17 protein-coding genes are annotated in these 17,734 nt (G+C 44.2%); 6 read left to right on the top strand and 11 right to left on the bottom strand.

Features of this window, described 5'->3' with window-relative positions:
- Nucleotides 1-132: 132 nt before the first annotated feature.
- Nucleotides 133-627 carry an ATP-binding protein gene (locus SDEN_RS08330; protein WP_011496037.1) on the bottom strand — a complete coding sequence of 165 codons (495 nt, stop codon included), beginning with the start codon at nt 625-627 and terminating at the stop codon, nt 133-135.
- Nucleotides 620-1,354, bottom strand: coding sequence for an NAD-dependent deacylase (locus tag SDEN_RS08325; protein WP_041406164.1), 735 nt, complete (start codon nt 1,352-1,354; stop codon nt 620-622). The genes SDEN_RS08330 and SDEN_RS08325 overlap by 8 nt, the downstream gene beginning before the upstream one ends.
- Nucleotides 1,355-1,670: 316 nt before the next feature.
- Here SDEN_RS08325 and fur point away from each other — a divergent pair, with 316 nt between their 5' ends.
- Both fur and SDEN_RS08315 read left to right on the top strand, forming a co-directional pair.
- Nucleotides 1,671-2,102 (top strand): ferric iron uptake transcriptional regulator, encoded by a 432-nt coding sequence (fur, locus tag SDEN_RS08320; RefSeq protein ID WP_011496035.1) that lies wholly within the window; start codon nt 1,671-1,673, stop codon nt 2,100-2,102.
- A gap of 233 nt (nt 2,103-2,335) precedes the next feature.
- Nucleotides 2,336-3,070, top strand: a complete 735-nt coding sequence (locus SDEN_RS08315; protein ID WP_011496034.1) for an EAL domain-containing protein — start codon at nt 2,336-2,338, stop codon at nt 3,068-3,070.
- Nucleotides 3,071-3,138: 68 nt separating this feature from the next.
- Here the strand turns inward: SDEN_RS08315 and SDEN_RS08310 are convergent, their stop codons facing one another.
- Together SDEN_RS08310 and SDEN_RS08305 are read right to left on the bottom strand one after the other, a co-directional pair.
- Complete coding sequence (locus SDEN_RS08310) at nt 3,139-3,639, bottom strand: GNAT family N-acetyltransferase (RefSeq protein WP_041406162.1); 501 nt, start codon at nt 3,637-3,639, stop codon at nt 3,139-3,141.
- A 185-nt stretch (nt 3,640-3,824) separates the two neighbouring features.
- Nucleotides 3,825-4,307 (bottom strand): MarR family winged helix-turn-helix transcriptional regulator, encoded by a 483-nt coding sequence (locus SDEN_RS08305; RefSeq protein WP_011496032.1) that lies wholly within the window; start codon nt 4,305-4,307, stop codon nt 3,825-3,827.
- Nucleotides 4,308-4,489: 182 nt separating this feature from the next.
- Between SDEN_RS08305 and SDEN_RS08300 the strand changes: the two genes are divergently transcribed.
- Nucleotides 4,490-5,464 (top strand): DMT family transporter, encoded by a 975-nt coding sequence (locus tag SDEN_RS08300; RefSeq protein ID WP_011496031.1) that lies wholly within the window; start codon nt 4,490-4,492, stop codon nt 5,462-5,464.
- A gap of 99 nt (nt 5,465-5,563) precedes the next feature.
- Here SDEN_RS08300 and SDEN_RS08295 read toward each other — a convergent pair whose 3' ends face one another.
- The 6 genes from SDEN_RS08295 to SDEN_RS08270 form a co-directional block, all read right to left on the bottom strand.
- Entirely contained in the window at nt 5,564-6,160 is a 597-nt protein-coding gene (locus tag SDEN_RS08295) for a porin family protein (RefSeq protein ID WP_011496030.1), read from the bottom strand.
- A 612-nt stretch (nt 6,161-6,772) separates the two neighbouring features.
- Nucleotides 6,773-9,832, bottom strand: a complete 3,060-nt coding sequence (locus tag SDEN_RS08290; RefSeq protein ID WP_011496029.1) for an efflux RND transporter permease subunit — start codon at nt 9,830-9,832, stop codon at nt 6,773-6,775.
- 2 nt (nt 9,833-9,834) lie between these two features.
- Nucleotides 9,835-10,968 carry an efflux RND transporter periplasmic adaptor subunit gene (locus SDEN_RS08285; RefSeq protein WP_011496028.1) on the bottom strand — a complete coding sequence of 378 codons (1,134 nt, stop codon included), beginning with the start codon at nt 10,966-10,968 and terminating at the stop codon, nt 9,835-9,837.
- A 91-nt stretch (nt 10,969-11,059) separates the two neighbouring features.
- Nucleotides 11,060-11,779 carry a TetR/AcrR family transcriptional regulator gene (locus SDEN_RS08280; RefSeq protein WP_011496027.1) on the bottom strand — a complete coding sequence of 240 codons (720 nt, stop codon included), beginning with the start codon at nt 11,777-11,779 and terminating at the stop codon, nt 11,060-11,062.
- A gap of 193 nt (nt 11,780-11,972) precedes the next feature.
- Complete coding sequence (locus tag SDEN_RS19790; protein ID WP_049762977.1) at nt 11,973-12,404, bottom strand: glutaredoxin family protein; 432 nt, start codon at nt 12,402-12,404, stop codon at nt 11,973-11,975.
- A gap of 333 nt (nt 12,405-12,737) precedes the next feature.
- Complete coding sequence (locus SDEN_RS08270) at nt 12,738-13,499, bottom strand: substrate-binding periplasmic protein (RefSeq protein ID WP_011496025.1); 762 nt, start codon at nt 13,497-13,499, stop codon at nt 12,738-12,740.
- A 334-nt stretch (nt 13,500-13,833) separates the two neighbouring features.
- On the opposite strand from SDEN_RS08270, the gene SDEN_RS08265 reads away from it, so the two are divergent.
- Nucleotides 13,834-14,241, top strand: coding sequence for a GFA family protein (locus SDEN_RS08265; RefSeq protein WP_011496024.1), 408 nt, complete (start codon nt 13,834-13,836; stop codon nt 14,239-14,241).
- A gap of 127 nt (nt 14,242-14,368) precedes the next feature.
- Here the strand turns inward: SDEN_RS08265 and SDEN_RS08260 are convergent, their stop codons facing one another.
- Nucleotides 14,369-14,824 (bottom strand): hypothetical protein, encoded by a 456-nt coding sequence (locus tag SDEN_RS08260; RefSeq protein ID WP_011496023.1) that lies wholly within the window; start codon nt 14,822-14,824, stop codon nt 14,369-14,371.
- Between the two features lie 89 nt (nt 14,825-14,913).
- Here SDEN_RS08260 and SDEN_RS08255 point away from each other — a divergent pair, with 89 nt between their 5' ends.
- Nucleotides 14,914-16,563 carry a hypothetical protein gene (locus tag SDEN_RS08255; protein WP_011496022.1) on the top strand — a complete coding sequence of 550 codons (1,650 nt, stop codon included), beginning with the start codon at nt 14,914-14,916 and terminating at the stop codon, nt 16,561-16,563.
- 11 nt (nt 16,564-16,574) lie between these two features.
- Nucleotides 16,575-17,687 carry a hypothetical protein gene (locus SDEN_RS08250; RefSeq protein WP_011496021.1) on the top strand — a complete coding sequence of 371 codons (1,113 nt, stop codon included), beginning with the start codon at nt 16,575-16,577 and terminating at the stop codon, nt 17,685-17,687.
- The last annotated feature ends 47 nt before the right edge of the window (nt 17,688-17,734 follow it).

Below are 17,734 nucleotides of genomic sequence, written 5' to 3'. Positions count from 1 at the left end.
AAAAGGCCATTCCATCATGATGGATTGGCCTTTTTGTTTAGGGATAAGCTATGCAAATAACCTTGTCGGCTACAGTACTTAAAAATGAGCTCATAAAATGAGTTTAGAACATAAATTCAGGCACAATAACCACTAGTCAAGCTCAAATAACTGCGCCATTTTTCGAATGTGACCTAATGGCACACCATGGCGATTACGCTCGGCGCACAGGCTTTGATGCTGGCTGTTTTTAGGATCACCTATCACCACTATTTTAACTTGATAACCCAGCGCTTTGGCTGCCATTTGATAAGCCGCATATTCCCAGTGACACACATTGGTATTATCGCAAATGACCAAAGGCTCACGGGTTCCTAGGGCTTGAATAAAGCCGCAAAGATTATGTTGGTGGTATTGAGACAATTTACTGACATCAAACTGGTATTGGCCGTTGACCATAAACAAGCTATCGGTTGAGAAATAACCGTACTGCTTAACCCGAGTGGCAATTTCAAGCCCCTGTGATTTCAGGTAAGTGTCTACCCAATGGGATTTTCCACTGCCAGGTAAGCCGCGCAAAATAATCGCACGTTTTTGATTAGTATCTGGGCTGTTATTATCCTTGCTGTTCAAACGACTTTCACTCATCTTTGTGCCCAAACTGATTAAGAGACTCACCAGCCAATATAGCCGACACCAATACGGGCACGGTATCACTGGCCTTACCAATAAGGTGTGCTGCAAACTGACTATGGGGTGTTTTATCAAGATTCACTTCCACAGTGTCAGCGCCGTGATGACGGGCAATGTCCACAAAACCTGCAGCTGGGTAGACGGTGCCCGACGTCCCTATGGCAATAAACAGATCGCAGGCTTCCAAGGCGGCATGGATCCTATCCATACCCATAGGGATTTCCCCAAACCAAACAATATCAGGCCTGAGTCTTCTTGCTGGAATACAGCAAGTGCAACAGTTATCAGCACCAAAGGGAGCACGCAGCACAAAGGTTTGCGATGAATTGGGGCAACGGCCACGATTAAGCTCGCCATGCATATGGTGCACAGCAAAAGCGCCGCTGCGCTCATGCAAGTCATCAACATTTTGGGTCACAAGCAAGAGTTGACCACTGAACTCGGCACCAAGCCTAGCTAAGGCCTCATGGGCAGGATTAGGCTGAATAGCCTCACTTTGAAGTTGCAACCAACGATCGTTATAAAAACGCTCCACTAATTGCGGATCCCGAGCGTAACCTTCAGGAGTAGCCACATCTTCTATAGTATGATTTTCCCATAATCCATCTTGGCAACGAAATGTACCCAAGCCGGACTCTGCCGATATTCCAGCCCCAGTCAATATCACAATACGCCGATACACCTTTTTCTCCTGCGCCACGGGTTGCATAATCCATCCTATCTTGTATCAAATTCAATCATAGCTAAAGGCTTTTTTAGGTTAGCGAGTAAACATGCATCTTTAAAGGTCTGTACGGCCCTCATCATTAGCCCTTAGTCTATGTAAGTGTATTATGATTACAATGACGATTTCTGTTTAAATACTGAATTATTATATAAATTTTCAACATATAGTGTGATTAACTCTTAGCAAAGGTTTCAGTTTTGTACCCGAGCACATATAATGAAGCTCATTATCCACGGATGAACCATTTGGTTCTGTAATTAAGAGATTAGCCATGACAGATGGAAATCAAGCACTCAAGAAAGCGGGTTTAAAAATCACCCTGCCCAGAGTCAAAATTCTAGAACTGATGCAAGCACCTGAAAACCAACATATCAGTGCCGAAGATCTGTATAAAAAATTACTCGAAGTGGGTGAAGAAATCGGCCTTGCGACAGTCTACCGTGTTCTGAATCAATTTGATGACGCTGGGATTTTAAATCGCCATCATTTCGAAAGTGGCAAAGCGGTATTTGAGATGTCGTCGCAAAAACATCACGATCACCTTGTGTGTTTAACCTGTGACAAAGTCATTGAGTTCTCCGATGAAGTGATTGAGCAACGACAAGATGACGTCGCCAAGCGCCATAATATTAAGTTGACCCACCATAGCTTGTATCTCTACGGTCACTGTACCAATGACAGCTGCGATCACGCCGACGAATAAGCCTAAGCTTTAGTGCTAAGGGATTGTCATAAGCGATAGCGCTAAACAATAGCGTGCTAAACTGTGATTTAACTAAAAACCAGCCTAGCGCTGGTTTTTTGTTTATAAAAACCTGAGTAAACACTCATATCTGCTCAAATATCCCCCATTCAAACTCAGACTTAAGGATGATGATTGCATAATCTAGTTAAATAGGAATAATTAGCATTAGTCTTTTAAACAAGAATCATAATATGGACATTGATCACTTAAGCCTGAGTTGTGAATACCAACCCTTAATTGAGCCACTAAGCCTAACCCTGTGGGGTTACGAAGCACTAGCACGTTTTAAAGACGCTGAACTACGACCTATCCCCCCAAATCTCGTGTTTGAGCGTTTGCACGCAACCCCTGAATTGTTCGCTCAAGTGGAATATCTCGCCAAATCTTTTCAACTGGAACATGCGCCGTCAGGCCGATTGTTTATCAATATCGACCCCCATGGTATGCAAGGTGAATGGGTCAAGCCCATGCTGGCCTTATTAGCCCCCCATGCAAACTTAACTGTCGAATTAATTGAAAACACTTGCATGAACGAAGCCCAGATGGCTATCGACTTGGTGCAGATTTTTAAGCAGCATGGGGTAAGCTGCGCCCTAGATGATATCGGTGCACCTGGTACCATGCTGTGTGTTGAATTAATGACCAAGATGGATTATTTAAAATTTGATCGTCAATGGCTGACTAAACTCGATGACGGCGACCACTACGCCCTGTTGGCTTCACTGGTTGATTACGGTAAACACACTGGCAAACTGTGTATTTTGGAAGGCATTGAAACTGAGCAACAGCTACACTGGGCCAAACAACTTAAGGTTGACTTAGTTCAAGGCTTTTTATTCAGAAGTCAGTTTATCAATCCAGTGCAGAGTGTCTCTTGCAATAAGGCGTTAGCATTGATGCTAACAGACCTTAAAATGCTCGCATAATCAGGCTCATGGGACTTAGTGTAATTTGCACGGCGCAGTCTCACTTAATCGACTCAAGAATTAACCCGTTATAATGGTATTTGATACACATGTACCTTATGACCAAAATATTCATCTTCTGCAAACAGCGACATGCCCACTTTCTTTGCTACAGCTTCAGATCCTAGGTTGCCATGCAAAATCAGGGCTATAGCCTCCTCAATACCGTGCAGAGGCTTAAACGTATCGAGCGTCGCCCGCGCCGCTTCATAGCCTATTCCCTTACCCCAATATTCAGGCAAATAGCGATAGCCTAATTCCACCTTATCGAACTCTGGCAAATATTTCGGGCCACAAAAACCGATGACTTTATCATCGAGTTTATGATGGACTGCCCAGCGACCAAAGCCACGTTCTCGGTATTCAACTTGCACCACCTCATCAAAAATAGCTTGGGCTTGTGCTATGTCAGTAAAGGCTTCTGCAGGAATATAAGTCAAAATCTCTGGGATGCTATTAAGCAGGAATAGGCTGGGTACGTCTTCCTGAGTAAAAGGGCGAATGATCAATCGCTCAGTTTGGGCAATGATCTTGGGGAATTGAGTGTTGCTCACGAGTGTATCCTTGTTTCATTCTGTCGTTAGGAGATGGTTAGGCAATGGCTAGGAGGGTGGCCTCAATTATTGAGGTTCACGCATCCATAAATACAAGCTGAATTTTCAGAATGACATAGCAATATAATCTTGTAAATCATAAGCTAACAGTGATCTCTCACTTATTCATTCGCTACCAGCCAACGTGTTAATAAGCTTGCCAGCTGCTGCTGTTCATCTAAGGTCAGCGGCGACAAAATATCAGTTTCATTAGTCAAATGCGCCTCCACAGCGGCATCAATCAAGGTGGTGCCAATGGAGGTCAGTGCAATTTTACAGCTGCGCCTATCATCACCACTAGCAAGCCGCTCAATCAACTGCCGCTGGACTAATTGTTCGCAGCGGGTACTCATGGCACCAGAAGAAATCATCAAGGTTTGGTAAAGCTCTGTGGGCGTTAATGGACAGTCCGCCCGTCTTAGGGTCGCCAAGATATCAAACTCGATGGCGCTTAAGTTAAATGCTTTAAAAACGGGTAATAAACGGGCACTGATCAACTGCTGTGCTCTTGCAAGCCTGCCAATCACCCCCATAGGTGAGCAATCGAGCTCTGGCCTGACTTGTTGCCATTGCTGTAAAAATGTCTCGACTCTATCCTGTTTCATCTTTTCTCCAGTTGCCCATGCCCATGCCCATAGACATGCTTACGGTTCGGATCGGCAGCGTTTGCATCTAATAAGCTTGTGTTAGCTAAATATCTTTTAAGAAAGATACTTGACCAAAACCTATAATGCCAGTACTTTAAGTTAACTTTCTAAAAAGATACATTCACAAAAGGCAAGTTCACATGAAAACACCCTCGCTCTGGTTTAACCTATTACTCACCAGCCTAGCGCCATTAGTCTGGGGCAGTACCTATATTGTCACCACTCAGATGTTACCCGCTGACTTACCCTTGCTGGCCTCGACTCTGCGCGCCTTGCCTGCTGGCTTATTGCTGGTGATGATTTACCGAAAAATGCCTATCGGGCATTGGTGGCTAAAAATAGCCCTCTTAGGCATGCTCAACATAGGGGTGTTTTTCTACTGCCTCTTTAGCGCAGCCTATTATCTGCCAGGCGGGACAGCCGCCGTTATCATGTCTTGCCAACCTTTACTGGTTATGGCGCTAAGTGCCTTGCTATTTAAAGAGAAGATAACCTTAGTCAGCATCATTGCCTTAGCCCTAGGGGTCGCGGGAATTGCCTTACTCGCACTGAAAGGGAACATGGTGCTCAATCTGCAAGGTATCGCTTTTGGCTTGGCGGGAGCTGCCAGTATGGCGTTGGGTTTAGTACTGACTAAGTATTGGGGTAAACCGGCTAATTTTAGCTTGATTGATTTTACCGGTTGGCAGCTCACCTTCGGCGGCATGGCTCTGCTGCCAATCACCCTGTATCTGGAAGGAATCCCCCCGAGCCTGACAGAGGTAAATATCTTAGGTTACAGTTACCTATGTATTATCGGCTCGGTAGTGGGTTATATGATCTGGTTTAGAGGAATTGCACACTTGCCAGTCGTGACCAGCTCATTCCTCGGTTTTTTAAGCCCGATTTCAGCAGGGGTATTGGGTTATCTCATCTTAGATGAGCAACTAACCCCAATGCAGTGGCTTGGTGTCTTGGCTATTCTAATAGCCATTTTACTGAACCGAGTGACCAGCCAAAAGAAAGCTAAGCCTCAGACACCAGCGAGTGCTCCAAAAACAGAGTTAATGAACGCTAATTTAGTAGGTAATGGACTTGATAGGAAAGACGAGATGAATGCAACAAGATTTATTTAGCTTAACAATCCCAAAACGCCAGTCAAGCAAGAGTGCCCCATTTTGACTGGCGATAAGACCAAGAGTGTCGAGTTATTATGCTAACTTTGACACGCAATCTTAGAAAAAGTAATAGGCCGATACTGAAAATGTATTCAGGTCTTCGGCTTTACTGTAACCGATGCCTGCTGAGAAACGCTCGGTGAAATTATACAATGCAGATACAGCAAATACAGTATCTGAATCCTCGGATTTATCGATATACTGAATAGAAGCGCCTAATTCAACGTGTTCAGTCACCATAGAGCGCACGCCAACTTCAAAGCCATAACCATTATCGCCACCACTTACTGAGTTGCCTTGATACTTTACTTCAGCTTCCATATCTTCGTAGGAAACCACACCAAAAACATCTGTGTTATGGGATAAAGGTAGACGATAACCCAAACCCAATGTTTTAGTATTAAAATCTAAGTCAACATTTCCATTTGAGGTTTTAATATCGTCAGAAGCGTTGCTTAAACCGCCGGTAATAAAAAAGCTTTCACCGAGTAATTTACTGCCAGCGATACCAAAGCCCGTTAAGGTTTTATTTTCCACATCAACAGATTGATAAGACACAGAAACATTATCCCAACGAGGAGCTTGAGCTGTTTCAGCAGCTTGAACTGAACCCATAGATAACAATAATGTCGATGTAAATACTATTTTTTTCATTTTAATCTCCATGCCCTAAAAATCGCTAGCATCTTGGGCGACAATGCTAACGGTTAACTTAATTTTATTTATTATACTGCGCACCATCACTGATCCATAACTACTATTGGACTGAATTAATATTAGCAAAGCTAGACTGTGCAGCGATATCGAGTTTAGTATTCATCAAACAGTAAACTAGGCTTACCGTTTGAGAAAATAAGAAATACCAAGCAACGTCTTTTATCACCTGAAATGTATAGGTTCGCAAAGAAGCTAACTGCCAGAGCTACAAAATAAGCAGAAGTGAAGCGAAATTGACACGATGGAATGGATGTTTTCATGTTATTTCCCTATATATTCACAGTTCATTACCTTGAACACGATTAAAATAAAGAACTGACTAAACCTCAGCCAACACATCTAGCTAAGATGGGTAGTAAACATTAGGTTTGGCTCTTAAGCCATGCACAATATACAAATTTATGTTCAGAGACAACAGGGAAAATAAAATAAAAAGGCTGATTACATAACCAGCCTTTTTATTTAAAATAACTCACTCTAAATCCAACCTAAGTTAATCTCAGGTTAAATGCAAGCCCAATCTAAACTCTATTTAAACCGAGTCTAAAATTAATCTTGACTCACCTTGTTATGCGTTTGCGCTATGTAAGAATAAATTACAGGCAAGACAAACAAGGTGAAGAAGGTGCCGATAAGCATGCCGGCCACCAACATAATACCGATACTGTTTCTTGCAGCAGCGCCCGCACCGCTGACCAAGACCAAGGGGAAATGGCCGAGCACTGTCGCCGCTGTGGTCATTAAAATTGGACGCAGACGCACACTGGCCGCCTCTATCACAGCTTGAGATTTATCTAAGCCTTCAAGTTGTAAATGACGGGCAAACTCTACAATTAAGATGCCATTTTTAGCCACAAGTCCCACTAAAGTAATCAGGCCTATTTGCGAGTAAATGTTAATGGTGGTGACATTCATGAATGACAACATCAAGGCGCCGGATAATGCCAGCGGCACTGAGCCTAATAACACCACTAAGGGATCCCTAAAGCTGTTAAATTGAATTGCCAACACAAAGAACACGAACACTAAGGCGATGCCTAACACGCCCACTAAGGTGTTGCCTTCTTTACGAATTTGTCGTGATTCACCCATGTAATCTATGCTGTAACTTGCAGGTAAAATGTTTGCCGCCGCTTGTTCTAGCGTCACTAAGGCTTGCTCCTTGGTGGTACCAGGTAATATACCGCCATAAATACGGAAGGAGTTACGCTGACCGAATTTGGTGAGCTTTCGCGGCGCAGCGTTAGAAACCACTGTGGCAATGCTGGACAATGGCACTAACTGCCCATCTGCCGTGGTGAGTTGCAACGCTAATATCGCCTGTTGATCCTTTCTAAACTCTTCAGATACCTGGGGAATAACCTTGTAGGCCTTACCGTCCAAGTTGAAACGATTGACATAATTGTCAGCGAGCAAGAAAGATAACTGCTGATTCACATCACTGATGGTCATGCCTAAGTCGGCAATCTTGGCTTTATTAAACTCAAACCCTAGCTGGGGTAAGTCCACTTTCAAGTCAGTATCAGCAAACATAAACTGACCACTTTGAAAGGCGGCATACACTAACTGCTGGGCATAATCTGCCATTAAAGGTTGAGGCACAGAGGAAGTCACCACCATTTCCACATCAAACTGACCTGAAGATGGCAGCGCCGCGGGCAAAATGGGGAACGCGGTGACTTCTGGGAATTGACTCAATACCCCATAGACTTGCCCCAGTAACGCTTGAATGCCCTCTTCACGCTCACTCACGGGCACAAAATTTAATCCGCCAAACCCAGATGTGCCAAAGACTAGATGCCACATACCGACGCTGTTTGGAGTCTGAATGGCCGTTTCTACCAAGGCTTTCATCTGCAGGCTAGTGTATTCGAGGGTGGATTCTGGCGGGGTTTCAACAAACATCTGAATGCTTGATTGATCTTCCACCGGCGCCAGCTCAGATTTTGAAAACAGGTACAAGGGCGGGATCAACAAGGTCACGAACACCGCAAATACGATAACTTGAGGACGGTTGTTGAACACGCGCGTTAATAACTTAGCATAAGCTTTTTCAAGGCGTGCAAACTGATGGTTAATGCCTAAGGTCATTTTGCCTTCTTGACCGCCTTTAGGTGACACCATGGCGCTCATGATGGGCGACAAGGTTAAGGCCACTAAACCCGACATCAATACCGCCGTGGCTAAGGTGAACACAAACTCTTTGAACAATACCCCAGTTAAGCCAGATAAAAAGCCAATGGGTGCATACACAGCAGCTAAGGTGATGGTCATACCGATAATGGGCGTGAACAGCTGACGTGAACTCAATAACGCCGCTTTTGGGCCACTCATGCCGGTGCGCATGTGTCTAGCGACGTTTTCGACCACCACAATGGCATCATCCACCACTAAACCCACCGAAAGCACGATAGCCAGTAAGGTCAATAAGTTGAGTGAAAAGCCCATCAAGGTCATGGCAGCAATGGCGCCAAGAATTGAAATTGGGATAGTGATCAAGGGCACTAATGCGGTTCTAAAAGAGCCCATCATCAGCAGAATAACTATACCCACCAAGACGATGGTTTCAAGTAAGGTGGTAAACACTTCCTTGATGGAGTCTCGCATGTATTGAGTGGCATCATAGGCCATCTTCAATTGCAGATCTTTCGGTAAACCTTGGTTTAGACTGGCTAACTTTTCATACAACTTGTCACCAATATCAATTTCATTGGCCCCTGGCTGGGTATAAATAGACACGTATACTGAGTTAGTCAGGTTGTAACCTGCCTCAGCTGTGGCTTGCTCGGCGCCGAGTTCTACCTTGGCAATATCGATGAGTTTAATACTGCGACCATCCACGTCCTTGATGGTGATATTGTCAAAGCTCGCCTTGTCGGTAAGCAAGGTATTGGCCACTAAATCGATGCGCTGGGTTGGATTTTCAGTATTGCCTATGGTGGCGGCGACGTTATTGCGCAATAGTGCCTGCTGAATATCATTAGTGCTGACTTTTAGCATCGACATTTTCGTCGGATTAAGCCAGATGCGCATCGCAGGGGAGCGGCCGCCTTCAAGGCCGACCTTTTGCACTCCAGGTAAGGAGTTCAGTAAAGGGTTCACCTGACGCTCTAAATAATCACTGAGTTCAGCGCGGCTGAAATCTTGGGTATCCGCATACAGGTAAAATGAGGCATAGGGCCTGTCGGCACGCACCACAGTGATACTGGGGTCTTGGGCTTCTTGGGGCAATTCAAAGCGAATTTGACTCAAGCGAGTATTAAGCTCAGCCAAGGCTTTAGTGCTGTCAGCATTGAGCGCAAGCTGTATGGTCACTTGACTGCTGCTGCTGGCCTTAGATTCAGAGCTGATAAAATCAACCCCTGTGATAGTGGCCGCCGCTTTTTCGATGGGATCGGTAACAAAGCCTTGAATTTCTTCGGCCGACGCGCCCACGTAAACGGTACTAATCACCAAGGACGAGCTTTCAATTTGTGGATATTGCAGCACAGGCAGCTTCATCGCCGCTATGGCGCCCACTATGACTAAGGTCAGCGATAAGATAATCGCCAAAATTGGCCGAGTGACAAACATGTCTGTCACGCGGGGGGGATAATGATTCTCAGACATGATTATTCCTTAGCACTTGAGGCATTAGCGCTTGAGCCGTTATCAGCCACTTGACGGATATTAACCAACTTATTGGGATACAACTTAAATGCCCCTGCCGTGACCACTTGCTCGCCTTCAGTCAAGCCACCTTTGATATAGCTGTACTCACCATTTTCTTGAAATAAGTCGATATCACGGCGCTGCACCCGATAAAGCCCTTCAGACTCAGGTTGCAGTACATACACATAGCGAGCTGCTTGCTGACGCAAAATCGCCTGTTTTGGCAGTCTTATCATGGAAATGGCTTCGCCTTGCTTAACATTTACCTCAATAAATGCGCCAGGGATTAAGTTCACATCTGGACTCTGCTTGAATAAAGCACGGTATTTAACGCTGCGAGTTTGCTTATCGATAAGCGGGTTTTTAGCTATGATCTTGGCAAAGACGGCCTGCCCTGACGCTTGTTTATCTGTCAGTATGAGCTCCACTTCATCGTTAGTTAGGTTTTGTGACTGCTGCTGAGACAAGCTCACATCTATCCACAAATGGGTTTGCGCGGCAACTAGGCTGGTGATTTGGCTGTTAGCAGGCAAATACTCACCCACAGACAAGTCATGCAGGCCCAAAACACCATCGAACGGGGCGTAGACGGTTTTCTTAGCGATTATGGCTTGAATGCGATCCACTTCCGCCAAGTTAATTGCTAACTCGGCTTCGGCTCTGTCCAAGGCTTCTGCGGCAACTAACTGTCTTTTTTGCAAGGATTGGGTGCGTTTAAGCTCAGTCGCAGCAAGTTTCGTCTTGGCCTTAGCCGTGTTTAAACTGGCGGTTTCTTCACTAATATCAAGTTGTAATAACAGCTCACCCTTAGTCACTAAATTGCCATTTTTTAAGTTAAGCGCTCGAACTGTACCCGCAAGTTCATTGGTGAGTACAATCGCATCCGGTGCCACCACTTCGGCGGGTACTGTTACTTGATCTTTATAATCAAGCATTAGCGCCAGAGCCACGTCCACGGGTTCTGGGTATTCGGGCATAGCTTGGGATGCCTGAGCCGAGATTTCCGATGATTTAAAATAATACAACCCATAACCTAAGCTTGCGATGGCAATAAAAGTCAGGCTCCAATTGCGCAGTGTCTTAGTGTTTGACATGAATAAATCCTTATAAAGTAAACTAATGCTGTAACTAATTTAAGTGGTTTAATAACGGCTCGTTCGAGTGGTTCATGAAATCTGCCTAAAGTTAGCGATAACCGAGTTTGATTAATTCTTGCTTAGTCAGCTCAATCCCCTCTAGGGTTAATGGTTGTTTCCAGGGGTAGGCATTAATGAAGCGCATCATGGCTCTCACACTGCTATTGCCTAAGGTAAAATTGTCGCCACAGCCTTGGGCTGGTATATGTTGTGACAGTACATCAAAATAGCTGTGAATTTGTTTAAAGCCGATGGACATGGCCCAGTTGCCGAAATTAAGTTCTTCCACTTCCTCAACGTTGTCGCCAATAAACTCACCCGACTCAAAGCAGTCCATGTTTTTTTGCACGCACATTTCGCTCAGCTTACTTTCCAGCGCTAAAAATCTTGCCTTCCACATGGGAGAACAGCGACGCAGCACAGGTTCACTGCCCGAGAGGGTTTCTAAATCCAAATCAAAGCTAAAACGCCTCGCTTTCTTAGGATCCAATAACAGAAATGAAATCAGTTTCTGCGGCATGCTCAGTGGCGTGTCATAGATGGTCATCATCAAGCCATGTATGTGCTCACTCATTTCGCAAGCCAGTAAAATGATCAAATCTTCTTTACTTTGCACATGCTTATACAAGGAGCCCACAGACAAGCCCGCCTCTTTGGCAATACTGGTCATTTTAAAGTCCAATAATGACGAGGCTTCTATCACGCTAACCGCAGCGGATAAAATCATTTCAAGCTGCTGTTCAGCCGTGTGTCTTGCTGCTGGGCACATACAAAAATCTCATTCGAATAATGTTCGAATGAGATTTTAATGCGGGGTTCACTTTTATGCAAATGATTTTTGAGAATGACACAGCAAAGAAGGATTACCATGGAGTGACTGTGGCATGCTAATAAAGCTCAACGATGGTGCTCAAAATGCTGGAGCAAATATTCTGATGTTGGAGGTATTTCAAAGGAAGGTTTTATCGGGGTGAAACAGTATGAGTCGACAAGCTAAGCTTTGGGTTTGTATCTGCATTTTGCAATTTATTTAAAATAAGTTCTTTTCTAAAACCTATTATCAATTCATCCCTAAACAAAACAAGCGGAGTACCGTATCCACCTAACTGCTCATACTCCGCCCTTGCGAAATCACTTTCTCCTATGTCTTTTTCAAGGTAATCAATGTGATTACTTACAAAGTAAGCTTCTAATTTAATGCAATATTTACATGATTTACGGGAGTAGACAATGATGCGATTAGACTTGTCATTGAAATAAACACTGTAGTCACCCTTTAATGATGCTGGTGCTGTTTCACTGTTAAAAAATACCCAGTAACCGAGTAATCCCACACTAAAAAAGCAACAAAATAAAAATGCATCTGAATGTACAATTGTCTTTATATTAAACAAAATAAACCTCACCTATTAAAAAATGTAATAACAATCCCTACAACTATTACATTTTTAATACCAATCAATTATAGGCAACTAGGATCATTTTTAAGCATATAACACCACATAGCATTGCCTTCTGCACACATCTCTCGCATGTCCTCACACGTAGGACGCGCAAAAGCTGCAGATGAAACTATGCCCAGCAATATAGCTAATCCAGCTATTTTTAACTTTCTATTTTTTCTCATGATATTCCTTATCTTATTAGTGATAATCCTATGATGAAAAATTCACCACAACAATTTTTTAACATTCATCGTTATTTATGTCAAGGATGGCTACAGCTAACTATTTCCAATCGGTTAAACCGTATTTGTCAAGAATCGTTTTCAACTGACCTGATGCGCGCAACTTTTGTATTCCGCCTGAAAATAATGAACTATAGATTTTGGAACTGGCTTTAGCGGGGGAGCAAGCGATGAAGATGGGCTCACTTTCGGTAAGTGCTCCTGCCGATGTGATGTTATCAACCAAGCCCATTTCCATTAATTTGGCGTTCATCACTAAATGGGACTCTACAACGGCATCGATACGACCAGCATTGAGCTTTTTAATATTTTGCTCTAACGCATTATTAGCATTAAGCACTTGAACCATAGCATTGGCCTTATTGGCGGCCACATAAGCATCAAATTCGTCACTGTAAGCATAACCCCCTATGACGCCCACTTTAATGTTTTTCACGCTGTCTAAGTCGGTATATCGCCAGCCATTGCCTTTTTTAACATAGAAAGTGGATTCAAATGCACCCCATGATTCTTCTGGAAAAATAAAATCTTCTGCATCCCCTGGCGTCGCGCCCACCACGCAATCATATTTGCCCGCCCTCACCTCAGTGAGGCTACGCTCCCAAGGCATAGTTTGATAGTCTAGGCTATGACCATTCTCAGTTAAGATAGCCTCTGCAATTTCAATCATATAACCGGGCTTTTCACTGCCAGCATCGCCATTGATGGGATACCATGCATCGGCACGAATGCTGACCACATCAGCGTAAGAAAATGAAGAACATAGCGCACAAACCAAAATAAAATTAACATTCCTATTCATAAACATGTCTCCCAAAAGAACAGCAAAAATAAGTGATAGGGTTAGATTATAGCTCGACTGAAAAAAACGGCCCTGCTAATCATGAATCGCAATCTCAATAACCTAGTTTAGAAGCGCTAATATCTGCTATCTTCTCCCCCTGCTAACGGCTGTTCATTCATAGTGATATTTTTTGGAATGAGGTAAATGCGACCACGTTTTGTTGTTGGCTTATCGATTCATGTATATCACTGATGAATTAGCAAGCATTATCGATAAATTAAAAAAATAGCGCCAATTATCCTGACACTACAGGGTTGGCATTAGAAAATCAGAGTGAGAGTGAGATTAAGCTATGTATCTTGGAAAATGTTTGTGCGGTGAAGTTCAGATTAAAATTCATGGAAAAATAACCGATATTATTCATTGCCACTGCTCATTGTGCAGAAAAAATAGCGGCACGGCCTTTGCGACTAATGGCTTTATTAATACTGCCGAGTTTGAGTTAGTCACAGGCGAAGCCAGTTTAAGCAGCTTCTCATTTAAGCCTGGCCGCAATCGGCATTTTTGCACTCGATGTGGTTCACCGGTTTATAGCTCCAATGAGCAAGATCCCACTCGATTAAGACTTCGCTTAGGCATATTGGACTCAGACATCAGCGAGAAGCCTATTTCCCACAACTTTGTGTCATCAAAAGCCAATTGGGAAGACTTAGATGTAGACCTGCCTAGATATGATGCCTTTGAGCCTAGCCGTAAATAAGCCGCTCCACAGTGATGTCACTAGGACCACCATTGAGCTGGCATTAGGTATTTAGCCTTGGAAGTCAATTAACGGTTTGGATTAACTCAATCACACACTAGATAACTAATTCGATTAACTGGCTCATTTAAAATTCGAATTGAGAAACCATCTGACAATACGCTTGGCGATCGAACCAAAACTCGGGTAATTCACCAAAACGAGTAAGATAAATAGGGGTTAAATCGAATCGCCAGTGCACCCAATTATCCGATACTGTCGTTTGCACCCCAATACTCGAACACTCCCAATGACCGCATCCACAAGCCAATAGTGTGATAAACCCTGAAAACTCACAACTGGCTAACCACTGACCTTTGGCAAATTCCAACACATGATGTTCGGCCAAAAACACATCTCCTAAACTCTTTACACCTCTACTCGCCGCTATGGTTTCCAACCAGCTCTCTAGAGGCTGATCATTAACGAAAACCCCGAGTACCTGGGAAGGTGAATGAGCCCTTTTTTCCTTACTCGCTCTCTTGCGCTTAGTTAAGGGGTTAACTTTATGTAACCATCGCAGGCTTATCGTATCCATATTCATTACCCATCATTCGTCATAGCCAAACCACTTTACCGCTTGTTATTCAACCACTACACTCTTTGTAATGAAAACACCTAATACACAGTGTGATGAAAAATATAACTCATCTGCAATCAATCTGTACGACTAATGCCGTTTTTTGCCTTGCATTTAGCCCTGATGGCCATACCCTTGCTGCAGGCACAGGCTCTTATTATGGCGCTGGCAATTTATTGCTGTACCCCTTTAATACATCTTTAGATCCCCAGGCCGTCAGCCCGTTTATCTCAGAACCTCACAGCATCCCTCTAACTCAGCAAGGCATTCACCCTAACAACCCGCAGATGCGCAAACGCCAACAAAGCCTCAGTGCCACCGCCTTGCATTTTACTCCAGATGCAAAGCACCTCTGGGTAGCCACAAGCGGTGTGAGCCGAAATAAAGGGCCACTGCTGCATTTTGAGCTTTCAGAAGATAATCTAGCCTTGCCCATAAGGGTAAATCTCATCAATATGCATCACCATTATCCGGATGGTTTTGTTCATTATGATAACCAGCTATTTATCTGTGGCCACAATTTGACAGGCGCCGCTGACGAATACATATATCAGATTGATATTGACAGTAATAGGACATCTCCCAGTAGCAGCAACCGTTTACTCTTAATGAATCGCCAATTTATTACCCCAAGCAAAAAACAGCGTGGTTTTGGTCTGGATTTCACCTCAGATTTATCATTCTGCCCAAACCAGCCGCTGACTGAGCATATTGTTAGGGTCGAAGGCTTGGGTTCACTGACGGTGATTAGCCATAAACTCATGCATAGTGTCCCTGTGGAGCACCCTATTCTATGTCTGGCTCAAGATGCTAACAACCCCAGGTTCATCACAGGTAATGCAGCAGGACAATTGCATCATTGGTGGTTTAACGGACAATGGCAGCACCAGAGTATCGAAGCTGACCGCTTGTGTGCCATTGCTGCTGAATTAACCTTAGAGGACCCATCCCTTGGCTGTGGCAGTGTTATCGCCATCCAAATGCTGCCTGAGCACCAAGGCTGGTTAAGCTTGCATGCCAATGGTGTAGTGATTTATTGGCATGACTACCAAGTACTTTGCTATCAAAGGGTCAGCCATACCGGCAGCCCACGTTGCTTAAGTCTGCACCCCAACAAGCCGCTGCTGGCCATTGGGTTAAAGCCAGACAGCCAAGGTCTGGGCCAAGGCATTATTTTGCTCGACATCAGTCAATGGCTAATGGATACACAAGTAACAAGACAGAATGCGGTGGATGCGCGAAATGCCCCTTTCGACAAACTGTATTTCACCCCTGAACCTGGCTTGCCACCACAAGCTATTCGTGGGCAGTTGTCTTCACTGACCAATTTGGCGTTAGCGGTTCGGGACGAGCGCTGCGATAAAGCGGAATTGAAGGCGTTACTCAATGATTTACAAAATGATGCTTATTTTGTAAATTTAGCCCGTGAAAGCCAGAATAATAAAGTTCAGGCATTTGAAAGTCAGCTTAAAGGCGCGCTATCAGACTCATGCCACTGGTGGGAAGAAAGTTGGCGCTATACCGAGTGTTGGCCCATTATTAAGGCTGTGTTAAACAACACCACTTTGCCCTCTCCTGCTCAGCCTGCTAAAGCGCAAGCAAGATCTCATGCAGCGAATGACTTTTCTCAGCAAAATATAACTGACAATAATTTACTCAGATACCTATCAAGGGTCTGGGCCTTCATTAAAAAACACAAATAGAGAAAACGCTAATGACGTCATTTTCTAACCATAAACACGCATATATACACTTAAGTGTTGGCCAAGTTGGCACTCAACAGCCTGTATATCACAGGTTATTGCCGCGCATATTGCTGATGTTAGTGGTTATGCTAGTGCTGATGTTAACCGCCTGTGGTCAACAAGCCTCGCCGCCAAGCCTAATCGTTAATGAAGTCCCGTTAGTTTATCCTTATCAAAGAGAGGCGGGCGATCTGCGAGAAACACGTCAAACCCAGATTAATATACAGTCAGACGCTGGCCTTAAGGCCGCTGATAAGCCGCTGCAACTGACCCTAACTGAAGGTGACGGCGATACCCATATTCTATTACGTCGCGGCGAAACAGACTTACTCAGTGATAATTTGTACCAGGCAAGCTTGGCTGGGCTTTGCATTGACGCTACGACTCATTCCATGGCCTTTTTTATTCACCATCTAGCCCCAGGCATAGGTCTTGACCAGCAAGCCCTGTTGCATAACTATGAACAAGGCCAGTGGCAGTTCAGCTCACTGCCTTACAATGAATTTGTGTCGGCTGCCGAAAAATACACCCTTTGCGATACAGCCGAAGCAACGCCTCATTGGGAACACATGGCCACACAGGCAAACGTTAAGCTGTGTAGTTGCAACATTGCAAAGCCTTTAACAGAGCAATGGCAAGCTGCCATAGGTGACGTAGCCCCTAGCGGGCTGTTTGAATTAGATGAAACCTTTAATATTGGCGTGCCAAGAACAATCAGCCTCTATCACATTGCTAAACCTAAGCAGCTACAAACACTGATTGAACAAGCCATACAGGATGAGCAATATGAAGTGATAGAGTTCAACCAAGGACAAGCCTCGCTGCTTATCATCAACTATTATGAGGCCCCCTTTAGCAACCTAGGCTACGGCTTTATCCGAACAAGTCCAAACAGCGAATGGCAACTTTGGTACACAGCCGGTGATTCTTCAAAAGGGTTTCATCCCATCAAAGGGGCCACGCAAGATGAAAACGGTAATATACAAATGGAATTGTGCGTGCGCGATTGCACTTGGTGGGGAGAGCAAGCGGTTATCACAATGGATTTAACCACTCGGCTTTTCAGCAAAGTATTGCAGTAACTAAGGTCGTAACCATGGCACTAACTAGGACCTAACTCAAACCTAAG

The organism is Shewanella denitrificans OS217 (genome assembly GCF_000013765.1).
Classification (GTDB): domain Bacteria; phylum Pseudomonadota; class Gammaproteobacteria; order Enterobacterales; family Shewanellaceae; genus Shewanella; species Shewanella denitrificans.
Note: the sequence above shows the minus strand (reverse complement) of the source record. Positions and strands in the feature narration are given on the sequence as shown.

Excerpts from the sequence above, each read along its gene's own strand:
- SDEN_RS08255 (WP_011496022.1), top strand. The coding sequence starts at position 14,914 with ATGAAAAATATAACTCATCTGCAATCAATCTGTACGACTAATGCCGTT.
- SDEN_RS08305 (WP_011496032.1), bottom strand. The coding sequence starts at position 4,307 with ATGAAACAGGATAGAGTCGAGACATTTTTACAGCAATGGCAACAAGTC.
- SDEN_RS08295 (WP_011496030.1), bottom strand. The coding sequence starts at position 6,160 with ATGAAAAAAATAGTATTTACATCGACATTATTGTTATCTATGGGTTCA.
- SDEN_RS08265 (WP_011496024.1), top strand. The coding sequence starts at position 13,834 with ATGTATCTTGGAAAATGTTTGTGCGGTGAAGTTCAGATTAAAATTCAT.
- SDEN_RS08290 (WP_011496029.1), bottom strand. The coding sequence starts at position 9,832 with ATGTCTGAGAATCATTATCCCCCCCGCGTGACAGACATGTTTGTCACT.
- SDEN_RS08250 (WP_011496021.1), top strand. The coding sequence starts at position 16,575 with ATGACGTCATTTTCTAACCATAAACACGCATATATACACTTAAGTGTT.
- fur (WP_011496035.1), top strand. The coding sequence starts at position 1,671 with ATGACAGATGGAAATCAAGCACTCAAGAAAGCGGGTTTAAAAATCACC.
- SDEN_RS08315 (WP_011496034.1), top strand. The coding sequence starts at position 2,336 with ATGGACATTGATCACTTAAGCCTGAGTTGTGAATACCAACCCTTAATT.
- SDEN_RS08330 (WP_011496037.1), bottom strand. The coding sequence starts at position 627 with ATGAGTGAAAGTCGTTTGAACAGCAAGGATAATAACAGCCCAGATACT.
- SDEN_RS08260 (WP_011496023.1), bottom strand. The coding sequence starts at position 14,824 with ATGAATATGGATACGATAAGCCTGCGATGGTTACATAAAGTTAACCCC.
- SDEN_RS08280 (WP_011496027.1), bottom strand. The coding sequence starts at position 11,779 with ATGTGCCCAGCAGCAAGACACACGGCTGAACAGCAGCTTGAAATGATT.
- SDEN_RS08285 (WP_011496028.1), bottom strand. The coding sequence starts at position 10,968 with ATGTCAAACACTAAGACACTGCGCAATTGGAGCCTGACTTTTATTGCC.
- SDEN_RS08300 (WP_011496031.1), top strand. The coding sequence starts at position 4,490 with ATGAAAACACCCTCGCTCTGGTTTAACCTATTACTCACCAGCCTAGCG.
- SDEN_RS08270 (WP_011496025.1), bottom strand. The coding sequence starts at position 13,499 with ATGAATAGGAATGTTAATTTTATTTTGGTTTGTGCGCTATGTTCTTCA.